This is a genomic window from Rhodococcus sp. PSBB066 (genome assembly GCF_017068255.1).
GTDB classification, from domain to species: domain Bacteria; phylum Actinomycetota; class Actinomycetes; order Mycobacteriales; family Mycobacteriaceae; genus Rhodococcus; species Rhodococcus aetherivorans.
The window spans coordinates 6,065,133-6,081,657 of sequence record NZ_CP070859.1; the positions used below are offsets into that span (position 1 = coordinate 6,065,133).

Here is a 16,525-nt window from a genome sequence, read left to right on the forward strand (position 1 = left end):
TGCGACCTCCTGGTCTAGGTAGCGCTCGAGTGCTGGCGCAGCGCGCCGCTGATGGCTTCGAGTCCGCGCAATGCGCGAGTGCCGGACAGTTCCTCGGATCGGTAGTCGCCGACGTTGATCTCCCATGGCTGGTCCGGGTTCTCCCGCGACCAGGACTGGCGTACCGATGCGATGTGCGAAAGCCAGATCCGGTTTCCGATCTCGAACCCGCAGCGCAGACCGTCGTCGATATGCAGACCAACCCGATACGGTGCGGCGTCGTCGATCTCGGCAGCGAACGAGACGTACCCGCGGGCCTTGTGCAGACCGACCCGGATCGTCTGCAGCCCCGAAGGGGACACCGCCACGCCACCGCCAGCCTCGAATCCGGACTTGTGCGCGAACCGGCCCATATTTGCCTTGCGCTGATAGTTGGTGAGGCTCGCCCACGCCAAGATGACATCCTCGACCGCCTTGTCGAAGATACCGAGGGTGAGCCACGGCATGCCGATCAGGGTGCCGAGCAACCCGAGCAGGATGTTCGACAGGAGCTTGGCGCCCTGGTTGATCGCGTCCGGCGACTTTCCGCCGGTCATGATCGTGTGCTCGATCGGCTTGTGGATGACCATCTTCGACTTCAGCCCGCGGTGCTGACCGCGGCGGAGGATGACCCAGGGTCCGTTCGGATCAGCGTTGTCTGGGTCGTCGTTCGGATCGGTGATGGTGACGGTGTCCGAGGTGCCGTCGGATCCGAAGATGCGCAGCAGATCGAGGATCGGGTCGGCGATCGTGCCGGTGACACCGGGGATCGTGGCCCGCTTCTTCACGTCGAACACGAACGTCGGTCGGTCGAGGATGAAGTGCGACGGGCAGGGCTGCGGGTCACCGACCTCCCACAAGTCCGCAGTCAGCTGCAACCCGCCGTCCTCGAGCGTCGGCAGCACCAGATCCCAGAAGTCGTCCATGCGGGACCCGAGAGCACACCACGGACCAATACCGTCACGCGACTCGATGTACGGCACCATCACCATCGGCCACTTCGCGTTGTCGAAGTTCGCCTGCCAGTTCGCCACATCCCAGATGTCGAAGGCCGGCAGCCATCCGGGCTGCTGCTCACGCAGCAGGTTCCGGTGCGCGTACCCCTTGATCACCTTGATCGAGTTGCCCCATTGAAAGTCGACCTTCGGGGCCTGCACCGCCAGGGGAGCAAACGTGTTGGGCCAGCACTGCAGGTGCTTCATCTCGTCGAGGATGTGCCGGGCCATCGGCCGCACGATCGCTTCGCCGTGCTCGTCCTCGTCGTACTCGATGTCGTAGACCTTGAAGCACGCCTTCTTCCACGGCGACCGAAACACGAGGAACATGTCGTGCTCAAGAGAGAGACCGTCGATCAGCCACTGCGCCAGATCGTCCCGGCCATCGAGACCGACCGAGGCCTCACCGACCTCGTTGCACATCGTCTCCCAGTCGGCGTCGTACTCACCCTCGACCTCCCCGACGAGCTCGAGGTTCCGATCGTGGATCGTGACCCGGGTGCGGAGCAGCGCGAGCGCCGCCTCCTCATGCTCCTGGGCGTCGATCGCCGCGAGGTCAGCGTCGAGGTCGTAACTCACAGGCACTCACCCCCAGGGCATCTCGTGATAGCGCGGCATGTGGATCCGCAACTCGACCGGAACCGCAGACCCCTGCACCTCGACGGGCAGAAACACCTGCGAGGTGCGCGGTGGGATCTCGTGCAGGAAGCCCACGCCCCGCATCGCCTTCCACACCTCGAACCCCGCACCGGCCGCGCGGAGAGTCTGGAAGTCCTGACGGGTCTGCACCCGCCACCCCGAGGTCTGATCCTTGATCAGCACCATCCGACCCGACAGACCGTCCGGCAGTAGCCACTTCGTTGCCGGGGTGCCCTCGAACTTGAGCCACAACGGCACGTCGGTCGGATTCGAGACCGGGAAGGTCCCCACGTGGGAGCCGGGCCCGGCCTCCCACTTGATGACCTTCGTTCCCGACGTCAGGTACGGCCAGCACGCAACCGCAACCATCTCGACGTCGATGCGGGTGGTCTGCATCGACATCCGACCGACGATCTTCGGATCCCGGTCGAGCCGAAGCCTGATCGTGCGCCGGCCGGATGCGGTCTTCGTCGTGACCTCGTTGTCGTGGTCGAACGACCACACCGCCATCTGGGCGGCGAACTCACGCTCGAAGTCACGGCGTGTTCGACCTTCGATCCGAAGCTGGAAGTCGAGGAGGCGTTCCTCGATCTTCGTCACCTTCGGAGTCGAACCGTGCTGGTACGCCCGGGAGGTGCGGGTCGGAGTGCGGGGCGCGGGGACCCAGAGACCGTCAAGACCACCTTGGATCCATGAGTCCTGGGCCCCGCGAGACGGGCCGCCGTACCTGTGCCGCGACCCGTTCCACCCGACCATGCTGATCGAGTCGATCACCAACGCCTCCTCGACTCGGAGCTACGTCCGCTGCCGCGTTCACGCTGGTTCCACATGATGTCGATCTCCCTCCGCATCGCTGGCGAGAGCTCGCCGTTGAAGTTCCAGTTGTCCCCACCACCGACCGGCGCGAGTTCGAGTGCCGACCGGTCGGCGGCCGACATCACCTCACGCGGCGCGGAAGCGGCCGACTGGACTCGGTCGAGCATCGGCACCAGCGCCTCGAACGCCTCGGTCTGCCGCGGTGAAAGGACACGCTCAGGACGGATGACGTCCTTGAGCATGAAACCGCGACCGGATGCGATGCCGCCCTGGTCGTAGTAGCCGTTCTTCTCCCAGAACGACTTCGCCCGGATCGGGTCGCCGTAGCGGTCGCGGATGTACTTCGCTCCCGCCACCCCCTGGGTGTACGGATCCGGACTCTCGTCCGGCAGGTAGGCGTCCTTCGTCGACCCGAGGAACTGGAACAGGCTGAAAGCACTGGACTGCGGGTTGCGTGCCAGTGGGTTCCAGCTCGATTCCTTCTGGATGATCCAGTCGGCGGCGGCCCACTGCTCGCCCTCGTTCCAGCCGTACGGAGCGAAGGCCCGCTTCACCGCGTCGACAACCGACTCCGGTCCAGCGGCAACCTCCGCTGTAGCGGGAGCGTCCACCGTGGACTCGGGGGCCCCGGTGGACGCCGGTGTCGCCGCCGCGGCCGGAGCCTCGCTGTACGTGGCCTCGTTGCGTGCCTGGGCCTCGTCCGAGCGTCCGCGTCCGCGGTCATCGACCAGCTTCATGCCCTCGAACTGGCTCGAGAACCCAGCGATTCCGAGCAGGTCGTTACCCCACTCCGCCAGCAGTGAGGTCCCGATCTGAGCACCGACCCCGCCCCAGTCGATCTCTGCCGCGTACTTCGCAGCCGCGGCGGGCCCGACCTCAGGCTGCTGCCCGGAGCCGTACTCGCTGGTCTGCGCAGCGGCGGGGGCGTTGTTCAGCATGCCCATTGCAGACAGCGCGCCGGCAATGTCGCCGCCCAGGAGCAGATCCTTGATGAGCTTGATCTGTTCCCAGTTCAGCACCGCCTCCGGACGGCCTGTCTCGTTGCGGACGAGCGAGAGCCCGTTCGGGATCCAACCGCCCTTGTCTCGGAACAGGCCACCGATGTTCTTGGCCTTGTCCCAGACCGATCCGAGCAGGTCGCCCAGGCCGGCGACCTTGTCGGACAGGAACCTCGACGTCATGTCGCGGCCCTTGTCCAGGTATGCCGGCGGAACACCGACCCATTCCGGCGGCGGTGCTCCGATCGCAGCGCCGATGCCCGCCGTGATCGGGTTGAGGAAGAAATCGAAGATGTCAGCGACCTTCCGCTGCACGAACGACTGCTTCCCCTCGGGGGACAGCCCACCGCCGCCGCCTGCACCGCCGGACTCGAACGCGCCGTCCGCGCCGATCGCAAGGTGGAACAGTCCGGGGTGTTTGCCGGCGAAGTACGGGGAGTCCGCGCCGATCGCGCCGCCGCCGTACATCACCCCACCCGAGCCACTCGACTCGACGTTGACCGTCGAATACCCGCCGACACCGGTCAAGGTGCCCGCGGTGTGGCCGCCTCCTGGTCCGCCCGGGTCGTCCCAGACGCCGACCGAGAAGCCCTGGCCGAGGCCGGGCGTCCACGGCTGGGTGCCGGGGAAGGATCCGGTGAACCAGTTTCGGGAACCGTTGCCGCCGTTGATGATGGCGTCGGCGATCATCGACATTAGGCCCGAGCAGTCCTCGAATCCCCAGGTGTACGGGTTGCCGTTGCGGCTCTTCGCGGCGCGGTGGCCGTTCTCGAGCTGCGTCTGCCACATCGGTCGGATCTCGCCGCCGTCCTTGTAGCCGGGCAGTATCCCGTTGAACATGCCCTGCGGGTCGACGTTCCCCAGACCCTTCGCCGCAACCTGGGCACCGTAGGCGTTCAGATTGTCGCGGCCGATCTGCGAGATGATCCGCCCGCCGTTCCATTGGAACGGGATGCCGCGCAGGATCATGTCGCGGATGGCGTAGAGCACGTTGTGGCCGCCGGCTGCCTTGACCTCGGCGGTGGTGACCATGTGCTCGCCGTTCGAACCCCACATCAGGACGTCGTCGGACGTGCCGGTGCCGGGGCCGCGGATCGCTCCACCGGTGGCGTGCTCCGGGATGCCTGCGAGCGGTTCGGCCGGTCCTAGACCGAGGAGACCTGCGGCCTTGTTCCATGCCTTGAGGATGCCCTCGTTCCAGACCGTGTTGATCATGAAGTTGATCGGCTTCGCGAGGACGCTCTTCAGGCTGTCCCACTTTTCGCCGATGCCCTTCACGACCTCGCTGAAGAAGTCACGCACCTTCCCGAGGGCGGTCTTCATCGCCTCCCATGCAGGCGTCACGACGTTGTCGATCACCGCCTTGATGCCTGCGCCAAGGGCGTCCCACACGGGCTTGATCACCGAATTCCACACGGACGAGAAGAATTCACCGACCGCGCCGAGGGCAGCCTTCAGTGCCTCCCACGCCGGCCGGATGACGTTCTCCCACACCCAGGCGATACCGGCGCCGAACGCCTCCCAGGCAGGTTTGATCAGCGAGTTCCACACCCAGCCGAAGAAGGCGCCGACCGCCTGCAGAGCGACCTTGATGGCGTCGAAGATCTTCGATCCGACGTTGTCCCAGTACGTCTTCAGGAACGTGACGAGGGTGTTCCAGATCCCCATTACGACCTGGCCCATCAGGATGAACGCTGCAGCAACCACAGCGAGCGCGACCTTGATGGCGGTGAACACCGGCTGCACGACGTTCTCGTACAGCCACACGAAGATCGCACCGATCGCCTCGAAGATCGGCCGGATGAACTCCCATGCCGCCGACAGTGCCGCCTGGATCCCGGACCACACCGTCTCCCAGATCCGCTTTCCGGTCTCGGTCTGGGTGAAGAACCACACCAGTGCCCCGACCAGAGCAGCGATCGCGATTACGAGGAGCGTGATGGGGTTCGCGCTCATCGCCGCGTTGAGCGCCCACTGCGCTACCGCACCCGCGACGAGCGCGGCGCGATGGGCCGCGAGGGCGATCGTGTTTCGACGCAGCGACATCGCGGACCGCCCGGTCGCGGCAGCGAACACACCCTGAGCCACGGACGAGGCGAACATGACCGCATTCCACGCGGTCATCGCCACACCGATGACCTTCACCGCCATGACAGCGGCGAGGAGCATCGGCGCAAGCGGCGCCAGCTTCTCGATGATCGTGCCCAAGTGCGGCGCCACCGCGGCGAGGACGTCCGACCAGGGACGGAATGCCTCCACCAGACCGGGCAGTACCGGAGCGAGGTTGGCGAGCGCCTGCCCGAGGGCAGGCATCAGCACTCGTGCCATGTCCATCAGACCCGGGATCGAGTCCTTGATCGACTGCCCCAGCGCCACGAATCCGGGTGCCAGGCCGGCCGCTGCTTCCGCCCCGAACCCGCGGAAGAGCTCGAACAGCGGACCGACCACCGCGCCGATGTTCTCGAACGTCTGCCGGACACCGTCCAGCGACGAGCGCAGATCGTCGGCGCTGATGTTCCGCAGCTTCTCACCAAGCCCCAGCAGCCACTCGTTGAGTCCTGCTCCGGTGTGGGCGAACGTCTCCGCCGCGGTCCCGAGAACACTGATCAGGCCGGAAAACACCGATCCCAGACCGTTTTCGCCCTGAGCGAGGCTGTCGAAGAAGGTTCTCGAGCCTGCGATCATCCGATCCCAGCCGGCCACGGCGGCCGGACTCGAGATCGAGGTGGCGATCTGCGCCCCGATGGTGCCGAGGGTGGCGGCCAGTCCACCGAGGTTCGGCTTCAACCGGTCCAGCAGCCCACCGAGCATGGTGAACGAGCCGACCATCGCCAAGCTGAATCGATCGGTGAGTTCTTCGCGCAGGTTCTTGAATGCCTGCAGAAGCGGTGCCAGCCGCTGTCCGATCATCGCCGCGAACGGATCGTCTCCTGCTGCCGACTGCTGCGCATCCGCCATGCTCTGGTACGCGTCCGCCACGGCCTCGGCGGCATCGATGTTGGCCTGGGCCACATCCTTCTGTGTCTGCGCCAGATCGGACTGGGCCTCGCGCAGCTGCTCCTGAGCGTCGACCTCACGCTCCTTGGCCTCGACGACCCGGTCGGAGCCTTCGATGCCCTTGGCTTGTGCGTCGGCGATCTCGGCGCGCTGCTCGGCGCTTGTCGCCTTGATCTCCTCGAACGCCTGCTTCGCCTCGCGGACACCGAGCTCCGCTCGCCACCGGTCGAGACCGTCCGCATCCGGATTGGCCCGTGTCTCGCGTAGGTTCTTCTCGGCTTCGGCCAGCGCCAGGGCGGCGCCTTCCTCGTCGAGAGCCAACCCGGCGAGGGTCCGCGCGTAGCCCTCGGCGTCACGCTTGGCTTCCTTGCGGGCCTGGTTGACCTCGTCCTGTGCCTCCTTTACCGCTTCCTGCGCTTTGACGACCTGCTTCTCAGCAGAGACGATCTGGCGGTTGCCCTGCTCGGCGGTGCGCGCCTGAGCCTTCTTGGCGTTCTCGACGGCCTTGAGCGCGGACGCACTCTTCGAAGCAGCGGCGCCCACATTCTTCTGCGAGTCGGTCCAGGCCTTCGCCCCATCGGACAGGCCAGCGAACGCCAACTTCGCCACGCCGATGGCGGGCCCGAGGATGCCTGCCGCGGCCGCCGCAACCGTTCCCATAGCCGCGGCGATCGCCATCAGACCCGACACCATCGGGCCGGTAGCGAAGGTCGCCACCACGGAGCCGAGCGCCGAGACCGCACCGAGTGCAACGGCGGACCCGACAGTCACCACGCCGAGAGCACGGCCGATGCGCGTCAAGATCCCGACCAGCTTGGCCACGCCCGCCATCACCAGCAGGGCGGCGGTCACCCGGCCGATATCGCGGGCGAGGATGCCGGCGGCAGTGGCGGCGAGCCGCAGCGCACCCGCAAGACGGGCGACGCCCGCGCCAGTCATCATCCGCAGCAGCGAGGTACTTGCAAGCAACCCAACACTGAGGTTTCGGACAGCACGTGCAGCGAATCCAAGCACAGTGGCTGCAGTACCGACGTTCCTGATCACCGAGGTGGCCGCGGTGCTGAGGATCGCGAAACCCGCGACTGCTGCGCGCATGCCACTGCCGATGGCGGAGAAGAATCCCGCCACGAAACTGCGTCCTTCCTCGCTGCCTCGAGCATGCGAGTTCATGGAGGCGCTCACGCCGCTGACGAACTGAGCACCGGCCGCCTGGCCCCCGGCACCGAACCGCTGGGTGAGCCGCTGCAGGAGCGACGCGCTGTCGGCTTCGGCACGCTTGTCGTCGATCCGGGTCTCGATGTGCACGACCCGGTTCGCAGCTGATGTGCGCTTCGACTCGGCAGCATTGAGCGCCGCGGCCGCGGCCTGACTGTCGCGCTTGGCCTTGGCGACCTTTGCTTCGGCGGCTGCGAGCCGACTCGCGTCGGTGACGCCCTTGCTGCGAAGGGCCTGTAATTGCCGTTCGGCATCGGCAGCTTCCTTGGTCGCCGCGGATTCCCGGCGTCGTGCGTCAGCCGCAGCCTTGGTGGCACTGTCGAGATCGGACTTCGCCTTCACGAGCTTGCGCTGATCGACTTCCACGCCGATCTTGTGGTCGACCGGGTGGCCCTTGATCTCGGCGCGGACCCGCTTGAAGTAGCCGGCCATCGAGGGCAAGACGTTGATGTAGGTCTGTCCACCCTGCAGGTCAGCCATCGTTTACCTCCGGTGGGGTGTAGCGCCGCGTGTAGCGGCTGCCGAGGAGCTGTGAGGCAATGTCGTCGTGTTCGACGAGGGCCTGGAACTCTTCGACGCGATCGCGCGCAGTCTGCGGACGAGGTGATGGCCGCGGCGGCTTGCCGCCCTTGCCCTTGAACTTCGGGGACGCTCCCCACACGGCATGCTCGATGCGGCGCGCCGAGTCGACAAGATCGGTGAGCTTCGCCCGCTCGTATGTCCAACCGACCAGAGACGGCCGCTTCGACGGAGGAGGCAGCTCGCCGCGCTGCTCCATCTCGAGGATCTTCTGGGCACGCTCGTCGTCATTGCCCAGTGCGGCGAAGTACCAGCCGCCCTCAGGCAACGTCGGCAACAGTCGAAGCAGCCGGTTCCAGGGATTGTTCAGGTGGTCGCGGACCCAGTCGTACAGACTTTCGTCGCCGGGCAGGGTGAACAGGTCCTTTTCGATCCCTGCGCCGTAGCGGTCGATCTCGTGCACCAGGTACGCCCATCCGGCGTCCGGCGGGATGAGGATCCCGAAGTGCTCGCGAATGTCGTCGACGAGGTCGGCGAGTTCGGAGAACGGCCGGCGGGCGTAGTGGTCGGCGATGATATCGGCCAGTTCATCGCCGACGAGGAGATCGAGCTGGTCATGGACGGAGACAGTGGTGTCGAGGTCGGCGACGTCGGCCGATTCGGGCGCCTCGATGACGAGCTCGGGCCCGTCCTCGTCGTCATCGCCTAGATGCACGACGAACGGGCCGGCAGCCTCATCGAGGAGTGTTCGAAAGAACGAGGCCGCCGACCCGTGGTCGTCGCTCACCTGTCAGCGGCGACGACCGCTGCGGCGCCGATCCCGGCTCCGTCGATCGGCGCGGTTCACCGCCTGCTCCGCATCGAACAGCCCGAAGTGCTTGGACAGGTCGCGCGCGAGGTCGATCAGCACGTCCGGGTCCTGCGGGCCGAGGAAGTCGGCGACATCGTCGTACTGGTCACCGAGGAACAGCTTCAGAACACTGCGAGAGGTCCGGGCTTCCTCGATGTCCATGACGGTGTCGGCGTCCGGTTCCTGGACGTAGAAGGTCGGCGATTCGCCGATCTGGAACTTGAACGGCTTCTTCGGCTCGCGCTGTTCTCCGCCGTACCGGCGGACGTCCTGGGTGTCGATCGAGGTGATGGTGTCGAGGTTGTCGGTGCTCACTTCGCGCCTCCGTTGCGTCGGGTGGTCTTGGCCTGGGTCTCGGTCGGGGCGTCGGTCGCCAGGACCGGGTTGGCCTCTGTGTCTGCGGCGGCGCTGTCGGGCGCTGCGGTGGCCGTGTCGACCTCCGGCGCGGGGACGTATCCCTTGCTGCGGAGTTCGCGGTCCTCGCGGAACGAGCCGGGGGTGTAGGGGCGACCGTCGGGGGACACGAGCGGTGTCGGCTTCCAGTCGTCCTTGCGGATGGTTCTCATGGTGGGCATGGCAGACCCTTCTTCTGGTGGTTGCAGACCCGGGGTAGAGACCGGCGGCGTGGCGGGGTCTGCGGGACGTCACGCCGCCGGAGAATTTGGGGACAAACGACTGAGGTCGCCACGGGAGTGGCGACCTCAGGTGCGGGAGATGGTGAGCAGCTGCGGGCAGAAGAGCTGCAGACCTCACGATGTCTGCATAGGGTTGATCTTGGTCGCCGTTCTCCCCCGTCCGGCGGCCCGGCCCCGCCGGTCGGCTCCTCACAGAGATCGCCGGCGGGGCTTCTCGGTTCGATCTCGTCCGCATCCGAGTCCTGGGTGGGACGCTGCATGGTGGCCGGATCGGACCGTGCCTCGCAGGGGGCTGCACGGGACGAACCGACCCTTCTTGGCGTCCTCATCCTCAATGACCACGTCGCCCGCGATGGAGGAATGCGACGCGGCCGAGATGGGTATCGACCCCGTTCAGGGCACGTGAGTCGCCTGCCGAGTGAAGCCGAGGGTGAATGACGGGGTGATGTCCGGGCACGCAAAAGATACCGATGGACTGTTACTGTCCAAGGTGGTTGTTGCGGCTTCCCGGCTACGCAACAGCAAATCGTCGGCATAGGCACCCCCCCTGCTCGCCGACGGTGGGGGGCCTCGCTGTCGGGGACGCTGTACCGGCGGGGCCCTTCACAAAGGGTGAACCGGCGGGTGATATACCTACTATCAAGTAACATTCCGCCGGTACGTTCCGTTGTCCAAGGCATGACCTGGATCGTTTGGCTGTTGCTCGGGTGGCTCGTGCTGTCCGTCGCTGCGGCCGTAGTGTTCGGGCGTGTCATCCGGGCGCGCGACGAATTCGAGAAGCCTCGCCAGCTCGAGCGCCGCGACGACGATCCGTGGCGGTCGGCCAGCTGAGCGATCGACGAAAGATACCGCCCAACCGGTTGCCTAGGCGAGTAGGTTCGTCCCTATGGGGGAGACACTATGGCCGGTCGAGGCGAAATCCATGCCCGCCCTCGGGTACAGCTGCCCCGCATGTGGGGCCGAAGCTGCCGCTACTCGGGAGGTGATGTCGTTCGCGGACGGCTCCTGCCGCGACATCGGCGTGGTGGGGTTCTGCGTGCGCGGGTGCGGCTGGGCCGGAGGGCTCGGATAGCGACGGCGTCCGTGGCATTCAGGGTTGATCCGGACAGCCTGCTGTCGAGCTGCTCGTGGACGTCAGCGATCCCCCCGCTCGATCTGGTCGAGCGCCTCAGCATTGACCGGTGTCTCCCCAGGCTCAGGGGGACGAGACCGCGGATCGTTCTGCCACCCCGCGCGATGGACCTTGGTGTAGGCCAACGGAAGTCTCCTCTCATCCTGGCCCGCCACACGCCCTCCCCAGGGATCATCCGGGGAGGGCGTCACCACCCGGCAGAAAGCCAGGCAGCAGGGGCGCTAGGGGTTTACGACGATCGACAGCGGCTTGAGGGCACTGCCGGACGTCGCACTGTCGACAACCTGCACGGTGAAGTTAGACGTGCCGGCCGCGGTCGGGGTACCGGAAATGACACCGGTCGACGAGGCGAGCGTCAAACCAGCAGGCAGAGTGCCGGTCGACAGCGTCCACGTCTTGGTGCCCGTACCACCCGACACGGCGAGGGTCTGCGAGTAGGCCGCGCCGACGGTGCCGGCAGGCAGAGAAGCAGTGGTGATCGACAGACCGCCACGCTTGAAGCCCGCATCCTCGAGGACACGGTTCCAGCCCTCGCCGCCGAAGTAGTGCCGCACCGACACGCCGTGCTCGGTGTCGACCATCGCATTCACGGTGGTCGGCCAGGTCAGCGACCCCTCACCGTCCGACAGGGTCTGCTCCCCCATCTCGGCGACCTCACCCGCATAGAACAGGCGCCCGAGGTAGATCCGATCGACCCCGGAGTTGAACTGGGCGACGCAGAGGTAACGCTGCTGGCGGATCTCCGCGATCGCCGACTGATCGAACGCGATCTCACCGGTCTCCGGATCGGCGACCATCTGCGACAGATCCATACCGAGGTTGTTCTCGATGTTGTACCGGTTCGCCTCGAGACCGGTGAACTGCAGGCCCGCGATGTCGGACGTGAAGTCAGAGCGGATCGGATTCGAGTAGCCGACCGCCATGATGTCGGACTTCTCCATCTCACGAGTCAGCGTGATCGCATCGTCCTTGAGCAGGAGACCGAAGTCCCACGCACCATCCGGGAGTTCGGCGAGCTGAGAGTTCGCGCCCTCGGTGATGTACTCGATCGGGTCGACGTCCATGCCCATCCCGAAGATGTGCATGCGGTTGGGCTTGAGGATGAGCTCGCGCTGGTGCCGCGCGACCTCGAGTTCGCCAACAGATGTGGCCATGATGCCTCCTGGGCATGAGAAAGGCCCACGACGTGTATGTCGTGAGCCAGGAAGGAATGGGGGGTGACCTGGGGTGTCAGCGCCGCCAGGGTTTCTGCAGACTGAGCGCGTAGTACGCGACCTCGCGTCGAGCGTCGGGGTTGTCGTACGGCTCTGCTTCCGGTGGGGTGTCGACCCGGCAGGAGTCGACGCAGATCGGCTTCGGCTCACCCTCGACGTCGATCGCAACGCCGGGGATGTTCTCCATCCGGTTCGCGACCTGCCGCGCGAGGAGCGAGGCGCCACGCGGGTCCGGGTGATGGCAGGTGATCTGCACGCGCGGGTAGTCGCTGATCCCGTCGTTGCCGCCGCCGGTGCGGTTGATCTGGATGCCGACGCCGTCTTCGACAGGTGGTTCGGTGTCCGTCTCCCCCAGCGGGGCGAGGTACACCATCAGCACCTCTTGAATATCCGGGAACAGCGTCCCGTCGAGCTCGACAACCATCAGTACCTCCGTCGCTGGTTCATGGCGCGCATCGCGGCCTCGGTCGCGCGCACCGGCTTCGAACGCCTGGTGCCGAACAACGCGTACTGGTTACCGGCCCGGGAGGCGACGATGCGGTGACCGGGCCGCCCGTCCCAGCCTCGCGCCCGTTCGATACGCACCCGGGCAGCGAGCTGACCGATCTTCGCGTGCCGGCGGGCTTCGCGACGGAACGCCTCGAGACCGACCCGCGCTGCCCCCGCCGTGGCCGCTTGAACGGACCTCGACGCCATGATCGCCTTCGCGTCCTTCGAGGAGAAACGGAACGTGCCGGGTTTCCGATCAGCCATTTCCCTCCCACCTTTCGAGATAGCCCCACACGTGGTCCGGGATCCCGTCGTCGTCGAACCACGTCTGCAGCTCACCGTCGACGTGCAGCCGCGGCCCGATTCCGTCGACGTCGAGAACGTTCTCGGTGGACTCCGGGAACCCCGGCGGCGCGTAGAGAACCCACCGGTCGTGTCGCTCGAGCGGAACACCCTCGGTGGACGACACCGGCTGCACCGAGCAGCCGGGGTACTCGCCTCCGGGCCGCTCGGTCATCACACCCCGTTTGCCGCGCTCCCGGACGGTCACGCGGATGGTCTGGTTACCGAGATCGTCCATGTCAGTCTCCGAACGTCCACGACGGTTTCGCCGCCTGCGAGATTCCGAGCAGCTGGTAGTGGTACGGGGTGAACACCAGTGACCGGCCCGGGTTGACGAGGGTCCCCGACCGCGTCACCCCTCCCACCGTCTTCGTGTAGGAAACGTGTCCGGCGTGCTTGGCAGCTGTCAGCGCTGCCCGTACGACCTCGACGACGACGAACCGAGCGTCCGGATCGCCGTCGTCGATGGTCGGTTTGTGCTTACGGATCCACTGCGAGGCTGAGGCGATGAGCTGTTCGGCCCAGATCGTCTCGGTTGCCGACAGTGGCCGCCAGCCGAGAGTGAGCCCCGTGACGTCGACGAAGTCAGCCACAGCGACGCCTCATCTCATTTCGCTTCGGCAGCGTCGACGAGGGCGATGATCTCGTCCTTGTTCTTACCGTCGAGGTCGGCATCGTCGATGCCGATCGCTTCCGCATACGCCACCCACTTCTCGTCAGTCGCGGTCGCACGAGGCTTGCGGGGCTTCTCGGCCAACCTTCCACCAGAACCCGAGACCGGGGTCTCGTCACCCTGGAGCGGTGCCTGACCGCCGACGGTGTCGCCGCCAGTGTTGACGTCGGGGTCCTCGGTTGCCTCGTCGGTGACCTCGTCGGCGGGACGGATCGCTCCGGCACGCAGCAGGCGTTGCGCTTCCAGTTCGTCGAGATCGGTGACCAGGGCGCCCTGACGGTGTCTGATCTCCTTGATCGGCCGGCCCTGGTCGTTGCGCTCAAGAACCTGGTTGAACCGCAGCGCGGTCAGAATGTAGTTGGTCACGGCGTCACCAGACCCGTCAGCCACAGACCCGCCTGCGGCTGGTCGAGCGCCAGTCCGCGTTCCTGCGTCGCATCCGAGCGCCACGTCTCACGCGGACCACCGTTGGGGCCGTTGCCCTCGGGGTACAGCTCGGTGAACGTCAGCGGACGAGCGTCGCCGTAGAACCCGATGGTGCCGCGCTCGAGGATGAGTGCCCGGTCGGCCGGCCATGCCCGCGACACGATGATCTGCAGGTTGTGGATGGTCTCCGGCAGCGCACCGACATACGCGATGTTCTGGTCGGCGATATTGCCGCGGTAGACCTTCAGCAGATCGTCGTTGTCCATCAGAATCGGAAGCAACGCAGGGTTGAGCACGATCGTGTCGGCGGCGAACTCGTACCCCTCGTCTTCGCTGCCGCCCTGCTCTGCGGTAGGGGCGGCCTGAGAGATCTCGAAGATCGCGTCGGCGATGTCGCGCCGCGGCCGCGAGTTCGCCACGTCCCACGCGGTGGACACGGGGAACGAGGGGACGGAGTTGAAGATCGCCTTCGCTGCACGATCGTTGGCCCTGATGAAAGTGTTCTTCAGCGCGGTGATCTGCTTGTTCACGTCGTCGATCTGATTCTTCCGAATCATGTCGAGGGTGACGCGAATACCCTTGCCGCGCTTGGTCGAGAACACGACCTTCGGAATACCGCGGGCGGCGTTCGAGACCGTGATCTCGCCGAACTCGGCCAGCTCGTCGATGTCGTCGGCGAGGAAGGCCGGGTCGCCTTCGTGGTAGGCGAACACGCCGGAGGTGTTGGCGCCGGCGTTGCGGAGCAGCGATTCGGCGATGAACTGGTTCTCGAGCAGCTTCTTGAGCTTGGTCGGGATCAGCAGCGGGTTCGCGAGGAAGTCGGCCACGGTCAGTGCCGCGCCGTCCGACCCGCTCACGATGGTCCTGGGTGCCATGGTGATTGTCTCCTGGGGAAGTGAGGGATCAGGCGATCCGGATGAGGCCGACCGCGTTGGCGGCGACGCCCTGGGGCTGGGTGCAGATGCCGACGATCTCGGCGGCGGTGGCGTCGACGGCGGCGGGCCCGACCTTGCCGGCACCGGTCGAGACCAGCTTGTCGCCGAACTGCGCGGCGGCCGAGTAGGTCACCTTCGTTTCGGTGCCCGCGTAAGCGACGGAGACGACGGTAGGGATCGGCATCGCGTTGATGATCGGGCGCCCGATCGCGTCGACGGTGGTTCCGCCCTGTGCCGTTTCGGGGCTCTGGCCGTCGGTGAGTGCGACGCCGAGGACTTTCACGCTGTCCGCGGCGGCGACGCCGATCCGGCCGGCGGCGCGGGCCTCGACGAGCTGTCCTCCGAGGATGACCTCGGCCGGGATGAAACTCTTGGGGCCACCCTGGGTGACCTGTGTGACTGCAGCCATGTCAGTTCTCCTCGATCCAGTTCTTGAACTTGTCGACGGCCGTGAAGTCCGCACCGCCGGTGGGCTCCGGGTCGACGCCGTGACCGACCTCGTCAAGCGGTACGAGACCCTTCGCGAGGCTGTTGATTGCCTCGGTGGCGCCCTCGCGGTCGCGCTTGAGAGCGTTGAGCCAGTGCTCACGCCGGCCGGGGCCGAACTTCCCGGCGCGGATTGCTCCGTCGACGAGTGCCTCGTCGGCTTCGCGGAGCTGCTGGGCTCGAGCTGCGCGGCCTTCGTTGGCGGCAGCGATGTAGTCCTCGTGCTGGGCACGGTCGACGGCGACGAGGCCGTGGCGCTCCATGTAGGTTGCGACCTGTTCGGCGGTCGGGTCGCCGGCGCCGGGGGCGGATGCCTGGGTTCCGGTTTCCTGGGCCTGCTCGGCCAGTGCCTCGTCGAGGGCGGCCAGAATCGTCTCGTCGGTGGCGTCGGCGTTGATGCCGAGGCGCTGGGCGAGAGTTTCGTTGAGGGTGGGCACGATGCCCTCCTTCCTGTTGGTGTCCTCTACCGCCTCGGCAGAGGGGATCCGTGGGGCCGGGGCATGTTCCCGACCGGCGAAGCGGAACTGCGACAGGTTGAATGCCGCGGAGAGTTCACCACTGTCGGGGGTACTGTCACTGACCTTGTCGGCCAGGCCAGCTGCCACGGCTTCGTCTGCGGTGAACCAGGTTTCGGCAGCGACGAGGTCGCGCCACTCCTCGAAATCCCCACCGGCCCGGCGGGCATACAGCGACGTGATCGAGTCGGTCATCTTGTCGAGCCGGTCCGCTTCCGACCTCAGGTAGTCGGCGGTGCCGGAGGTGTAGAGCCACGCTTCGTGGATCATCATCTGCGAGCCTTCGCCCATGACGATCTCGTCGCCGGCCATCGCGATCACCGACGCGGCCGACGCGGCCAGTCCGTCGATGCGAACGGTGACCTTCGCCGAGTGCGCACGAAGAGCGTTCATGATCGCGATGCCGTCGAACGCATCGCCGCCGGGCGAGTTGATCCGGACGACAATCTCGTCGGTGTCGAGTTCTTTGATCTGAGTGGCGATCGTCTGAGCGTCGGTATCTCGCCAGTAGCTGCCGATCACGTCGTAGATCAGGATCTCGGTGGCGGCGCCAGCCTGCGCGTTGATCCGGCACCACTCGCGCGGTCGGCGGGAAGCACCAGCACCGTTGCGGATGGTCATGGTCGTCTCC

At 66.4% G+C, this 16,525-nt stretch carries 16 protein-coding genes; 1 reads left to right on the forward strand and 15 read right to left on the reverse strand.

The genetic code is table 11. From position 1 onward, the window contains the following. Nucleotides 1-14 precede the first annotated feature (14 nt). The 6 genes from JYA75_RS27710 to JYA75_RS27735 all read right to left on the reverse strand — a co-directional run bounded on the left by JYA75_RS27710 (nt 15) and on the right by JYA75_RS27735 (nt 9,622). Complete coding sequence (locus JYA75_RS27710) at nt 15-1,592, reverse strand: hypothetical protein (RefSeq protein WP_168579133.1); 1,578 nt, start codon at nt 1,590-1,592, stop codon at nt 15-17. Nucleotides 1,593-1,598: 6 nt separating this feature from the next. Beyond that, nucleotides 1,599-2,252, reverse strand: coding sequence for a hypothetical protein (locus tag JYA75_RS27715; protein ID WP_239010509.1), 654 nt, complete (start codon nt 2,250-2,252; stop codon nt 1,599-1,601). 170 nt (nt 2,253-2,422) lie between these two features. Next, entirely contained in the window at nt 2,423-8,158 is a 5,736-nt protein-coding gene (locus JYA75_RS27720; RefSeq protein ID WP_168579132.1) for a hypothetical protein, read from the reverse strand. Next, nucleotides 8,151-8,984, reverse strand: a complete 834-nt coding sequence (locus JYA75_RS27725; protein ID WP_203329556.1) for a hypothetical protein — start codon at nt 8,982-8,984, stop codon at nt 8,151-8,153. The genes JYA75_RS27720 and JYA75_RS27725 overlap by 8 nt, the downstream gene beginning before the upstream one ends. 3 nt (nt 8,985-8,987) lie before the next feature. Further along, complete coding sequence (locus JYA75_RS27730) at nt 8,988-9,362, reverse strand: hypothetical protein (RefSeq protein ID WP_168579130.1); 375 nt, start codon at nt 9,360-9,362, stop codon at nt 8,988-8,990. Beyond that, nucleotides 9,359-9,622 (reverse strand): hypothetical protein, encoded by a 264-nt coding sequence (locus tag JYA75_RS27735; RefSeq protein WP_203329557.1) that lies wholly within the window; start codon nt 9,620-9,622, stop codon nt 9,359-9,361. Before JYA75_RS27735 ends, JYA75_RS27730 begins: the two co-directional genes overlap by 4 nt. 738 nt (nt 9,623-10,360) lie before the next feature. Between JYA75_RS27735 and JYA75_RS27740 the strand changes: the two genes are divergently transcribed. After that, the gene (locus JYA75_RS27740) at nt 10,361-10,513 is read left to right on the forward strand and encodes a hypothetical protein (protein WP_168579128.1); all 153 of its coding nucleotides are present in this window, start codon (nt 10,361-10,363) and stop codon (nt 10,511-10,513) included. Between the two features lie 522 nt (nt 10,514-11,035). On the opposite strand, the gene JYA75_RS27745 is transcribed toward JYA75_RS27740, so the two are convergent. From JYA75_RS27745 to JYA75_RS27785, 9 genes are all read right to left on the reverse strand, one after another. After that, entirely contained in the window at nt 11,036-11,968 is a 933-nt protein-coding gene (locus JYA75_RS27745; protein WP_168579127.1) for an Ig domain-containing protein, read from the reverse strand. A gap of 76 nt (nt 11,969-12,044) precedes the next feature. Beyond that, on the reverse strand, nt 12,045-12,452 hold the full coding sequence (locus tag JYA75_RS27750) for a hypothetical protein (RefSeq protein ID WP_203329558.1): 408 nt from the start codon (nt 12,450-12,452) through the stop codon (nt 12,045-12,047). Beyond that, on the reverse strand, nt 12,452-12,781 hold the full coding sequence (locus JYA75_RS27755; protein ID WP_168579125.1) for a hypothetical protein: 330 nt from the start codon (nt 12,779-12,781) through the stop codon (nt 12,452-12,454). The genes JYA75_RS27750 and JYA75_RS27755 overlap by 1 nt, the downstream gene beginning before the upstream one ends. Next, nucleotides 12,774-13,097, reverse strand: a complete 324-nt coding sequence (locus JYA75_RS27760; protein ID WP_168579124.1) for a hypothetical protein — start codon at nt 13,095-13,097, stop codon at nt 12,774-12,776. The genes JYA75_RS27755 and JYA75_RS27760 overlap by 8 nt, the downstream gene beginning before the upstream one ends. Nucleotide 13,098: 1 nt before the next feature. Then, nucleotides 13,099-13,452: a hypothetical protein gene (locus tag JYA75_RS27765; protein ID WP_168579123.1), complete on the reverse strand. Its 354-nt coding sequence runs from the start codon at nt 13,450-13,452 to the stop codon at nt 13,099-13,101. Nucleotides 13,453-13,466: 14 nt separating this feature from the next. Then, a complete protein-coding gene (locus tag JYA75_RS27770; RefSeq protein ID WP_168579122.1) occupies nt 13,467-13,898 on the reverse strand; it encodes a lipase chaperone in 432 nt (143 codons plus the stop codon). Next, a complete protein-coding gene (locus tag JYA75_RS27775; RefSeq protein WP_168579121.1) occupies nt 13,895-14,833 on the reverse strand; it encodes a hypothetical protein in 939 nt (312 codons plus the stop codon). The genes JYA75_RS27770 and JYA75_RS27775 overlap by 4 nt, the downstream gene beginning before the upstream one ends. A gap of 28 nt (nt 14,834-14,861) precedes the next feature. Beyond that, a complete protein-coding gene (locus tag JYA75_RS27780; protein ID WP_168579120.1) occupies nt 14,862-15,302 on the reverse strand; it encodes a hypothetical protein in 441 nt (146 codons plus the stop codon). Between the two features lies 1 nt (nt 15,303). Further along, nucleotides 15,304-16,515, reverse strand: coding sequence for a head maturation protease, ClpP-related (locus tag JYA75_RS27785; protein WP_168579119.1), 1,212 nt, complete (start codon nt 16,513-16,515; stop codon nt 15,304-15,306). Nucleotides 16,516-16,525: the final 10 nt, after the last annotated feature.

What these genes read in the sequence shown, in the direction of transcription:
- JYA75_RS27720 (WP_168579132.1), bottom strand. Translation starts at nt 8,158, where the DNA reads ATGGCTGACCTGCAGGGTGGACAGACCTACATCAACGTCTTGCCCTCG.
- JYA75_RS27735 (WP_203329557.1), bottom strand. Translation starts at nt 9,622, where the DNA reads ATGCCCACCATGAGAACCATCCGCAAGGACGACTGGAAGCCGACACCG.
- JYA75_RS27740 (WP_168579128.1), top strand. Translation starts at nt 10,361, where the DNA reads ATGACCTGGATCGTTTGGCTGTTGCTCGGGTGGCTCGTGCTGTCCGTC.
- JYA75_RS27745 (WP_168579127.1), bottom strand. Translation starts at nt 11,968, where the DNA reads ATGGCCACATCTGTTGGCGAACTCGAGGTCGCGCGGCACCAGCGCGAG.
- JYA75_RS27750 (WP_203329558.1), bottom strand. Translation starts at nt 12,452, where the DNA reads ATGGTTGTCGAGCTCGACGGGACGCTGTTCCCGGATATTCAAGAGGTG.
- JYA75_RS27755 (WP_168579125.1), bottom strand. Translation starts at nt 12,781, where the DNA reads ATGGCTGATCGGAAACCCGGCACGTTCCGTTTCTCCTCGAAGGACGCG.
- JYA75_RS27760 (WP_168579124.1), bottom strand. Translation starts at nt 13,097, where the DNA reads ATGGACGATCTCGGTAACCAGACCATCCGCGTGACCGTCCGGGAGCGC.
- JYA75_RS27775 (WP_168579121.1), bottom strand. Translation starts at nt 14,833, where the DNA reads ATGGCACCCAGGACCATCGTGAGCGGGTCGGACGGCGCGGCACTGACC.
- JYA75_RS27780 (WP_168579120.1), bottom strand. Translation starts at nt 15,302, where the DNA reads ATGGCTGCAGTCACACAGGTCACCCAGGGTGGCCCCAAGAGTTTCATC.
- JYA75_RS27785 (WP_168579119.1), bottom strand. Translation starts at nt 16,515, where the DNA reads ATGACCATCCGCAACGGTGCTGGTGCTTCCCGCCGACCGCGCGAGTGG.